Source organism: Amycolatopsis sp. SID8362, from assembly GCF_010550475.1.
GTDB classification, from domain to species: domain Bacteria; phylum Actinomycetota; class Actinomycetes; order Mycobacteriales; family Pseudonocardiaceae; genus Amycolatopsis; species Amycolatopsis eburnea.
This window is the reverse complement of the sequence record NZ_JAAGNB010001876.1, coordinates 1-3,265: the sequence shown is the minus strand read 5'-3', so window position 1 is coordinate 3,265 and position 3,265 is coordinate 1. Positions and strand designations below refer to the sequence as shown.

General features: G+C 73.9%; 1 protein-coding gene. It reads left to right on the top strand.

Annotated elements, in window-relative coordinates; all coding sequences use genetic code 11:
* Window positions 1-3,265 (top strand): type I polyketide synthase (locus G3I65_RS56295; protein ID WP_160704840.1); only part of this gene is annotated, 3,265 nt, incomplete at both ends.

The following is a 3,265-nucleotide window of genomic DNA, read 5'->3' as shown; positions in this document are numbered from 1 at the left end:
CGGGCTGGCCCTGTTCGACGCGGCGTTCTCGCACGCCGAACCCGTGCTGTGGCCGGTGCTGCTCGACCACGCGGGCCTGCGCGCCCAGGGCGAGCACCTCCCGCCGATCCTGCGCGGGCTCGTCCGGGTGCCGGTCCGGCGGGCCGCCTCGGCACCCCGCACGGAGAACCTCCTCGACGTCGTCCGCGCGGAGGCCGCGGCCGTCCTCGGGCACGCGTCGGCCGGCGCGGTCGAACCCGGCCAGGCGTTCTCCGACCTGGGTTTCGACTCGTTGACCGCGGTCGAGCTGCGCAACCGGCTCGACACCGTCACCGGGCTCCGGCTCGCCGCGACCGTCGTGTTCGACTACGCCACGCCGGCCGCGCTCGCGGAGCACCTCGAAGCCGAGCTGACCGGCGTACGCGCCGACGTGGCCGCACCGGTGGTCGCGGCCGTCGACGAGCCGATCGCGATCGTCGGCATGAGCTGCCGCTACCCCGGCGGCATCGGTTCGCCGGACGACCTCTGGCGGCTGGTGCTCGACGGGCGCGACGGCATCGGCGAGTTCCCGGCCGACCGCGGCTGGGACATCGACTACGACCCGGACCCCGAGCGCACCGGCACGACCTACACCCGCGAGGGCGGTTTCCTCTACGACGCGGCGGAATTCGACGCCGCGTTCTTCGGGATCAGCCCCCGCGAAGCCCTCGCCATGGACCCGCAGCAACGGTTGCTGCTGGAGACGTCGTGGGAGGCCTTCGAGAGCGCCGGGATCGACCCGGGCGCGCTGCGCGGCAGCCGCACCGGCGTGTTCGCCGGCCAGATGTACCACGACTACGGCGCCCGCTTGACGAACGTGCCCGAAGGCGTCGAAGGGTTCGTCGGCATCGGCAACTCCGGCAGTGTCCTTTCCGGACGCGTCGCCTACTCGTTCGGCCTCGAAGGCCCGGCGGTCACCGTGGACACGGCGTGCTCGTCGTCGCTGGTCACCCTGCACCTCGCGGCGCAGGCGCTGCGTTCCGGCGAGTGCTCGCTGGCGCTGGCCGGCGGTGTCACGGTGATGGCGACCCCGGCGACGTTCGTCGAGTTCAGCCGTCAGCGCGGGCTGGCGCCCGACGGCCGCTGCAAGCCGTTCGCGGCGGCCGCCGACGGCACCGGCTGGTCGGAAGGCGTGGGCGTGCTCGTCCTGGAACGCCTGTCCGACGCCCAGCGCAACGGCCACCGGGTGCTCGCCGTGGTCCGCGGTTCCGCGGTCAACTCCGACGGCGCTTCGAACGGCCTGACCGCCCCGAACGGGCCGTCGCAGCAGCGCGTGATCCGGGCCGCGCTGGCGGCCGCCGGGCTCGAACCGTCCGATGTGGACGTGGTCGAGGCGCACGGAACCGGGACCCGGCTCGGGGATCCGATCGAGGCCCAGGCGGTGCTCGCGACCTACGGGCAGGACCGGGAAACGCCGTTGTGGCTCGGCTCGATCAAGTCGAACCTCGGGCACACCCAGGCGGCCGCGGGTGTCGCGGGCGTGATCAAAATGGTGCAGGCACTGCGCCACGGGGTGCTCCCGAAGACGTTGCACGTCGACGAGCCGACCCCGCACGTCGACTGGACCGCCGGTGCCGTCCGGCTCCTCACCGAACCGGTCGAAGAGCCGGTCCGGTACGCCGCGGTGTCGTCGTTCGGGATCAGCGGCACCAACGCCCACGTCATCCTCGAAGCTGCTCCGGCACCTGTCGAGGCCGCGGTCCCGGGGCACCCGTGCCCGCCCGTCGTGCTCACCGCCAAGTCGACGGCCGCCCTGCGCGCCCAGGCGACCCGGCTGCGGGCGCACCTGGCAGACCGGCCGCTGGAGGCGGTGGCGCACGCGCTGGTCACCACGCGGGCGCAGCACGCCCACCGCGCCGTCGTCGTCGGTGACGTCGCGGCCGGGCTGGCCGCGCTCGGCCGGGGCGAACCCGGCGTCGTCACCGGTTCCGTGGTGCCGGACGGCCGGACCGCGTTCCTGTTCACCGGCCAGGGTTCGCAGCGGCCGGGGATGGGACGCGAGCTGTACGAGGCGTTCCCGGTGTACGCGGCGGCGTTCGACGCGGTGTGCGAGCACCTGGACCCGCGGCTCGGCGACTTCCTCGGCTCATCCGAGACCGAGTTCGCGCAGCAGGCGATCTTCGCGCTCGAAGTCGCGCTGTTCCGGCTCCTGGAAGCGTGGGGCGTCCACCCGGACGTCGTCGTGGGGCATTCGGTAGGGGAGATCGCGGCGGCGCACGTCGCCGGGATTCTCACCCTGGAAGACGCGGCCACGTTGGTCGTCGCGCGGGGCCGGTTGATGCAGGCGCTGCCCGAGGGTGGCGTGATGATCGCGGTCCAGGCGTCCGAAAAGGACATTCAGCTGTCGGACGGTGTCTCGCTGGCCGCGGTGAACGGGCCGGATTCGGTGGTGCTGTCCGGTGAGGAAGCCGCCGTGACCGAGTACGCGGCGACGTTCGCGAAGACCAAGCGGCTCAACACGAGCCACGCGTTCCACTCGGCGTTGATGGAGCCGATGCTCGACGACTTCCGCACGGTCGTCGAGGGTCTGACCTTCGCCGAACCGGTCATCCCGCTGGTGTCCACAGTGGAGGACGGTGATCCGGCCACCACGGCGCACTGGGTCCGTCAGATCCGCGAACCGGTCCGGTTCCACGACGCCCTGCGCGCCACCGGCGCGACGGACTTCCTGGAGCTGGGCCCGGACGGCGTGCTGACCGCGCTGGTCGACGACGGCGAGGCCGTCGCGACGATGCGGGCCGACCGGCCGGAGGTGGAAACCCTGCTCACCGCGCTGGCCCGGCGCTACGTCCGGGGCGGCGCGGTCGACTGGGCCGCCGGGTTCGGGCCCGGCGGCGCGCACGTCGACCTGCCGTCGTACGCCTTCCAGCGCGAGCGGTTCTGGCTGGCCGCCGCGCCGTCCGGCGACGTCGCCTCGGCGGGCCTGGCCGCGACCGGGCACCCCCTGCTGGCGGCGGTCGTGCCGCTGGCGGACGAGGACGGCGTCCTCGGCACGGCCCGGCTCTCGCCGCGGACGCACCCGTGGCTGGCCGACCACACCGTCGCGGGCTCGGTGCTGCTGCCGGGCACGGCGTTCCTGGAGCTCGCGATCCGCGCGGGCGACCAGCTCGGCTTCGACCGCGTCGAGGAGCTGACCCTCGGCGTGCCGCTGGTGCTCACCGACGCCGTGCACGTCCAGGTGGTGCTCGGCGCGGACGAAGGGGACCGCCGCCCGGTCGCGATCTACGCCAAGCCCGAGGGCGCCGGC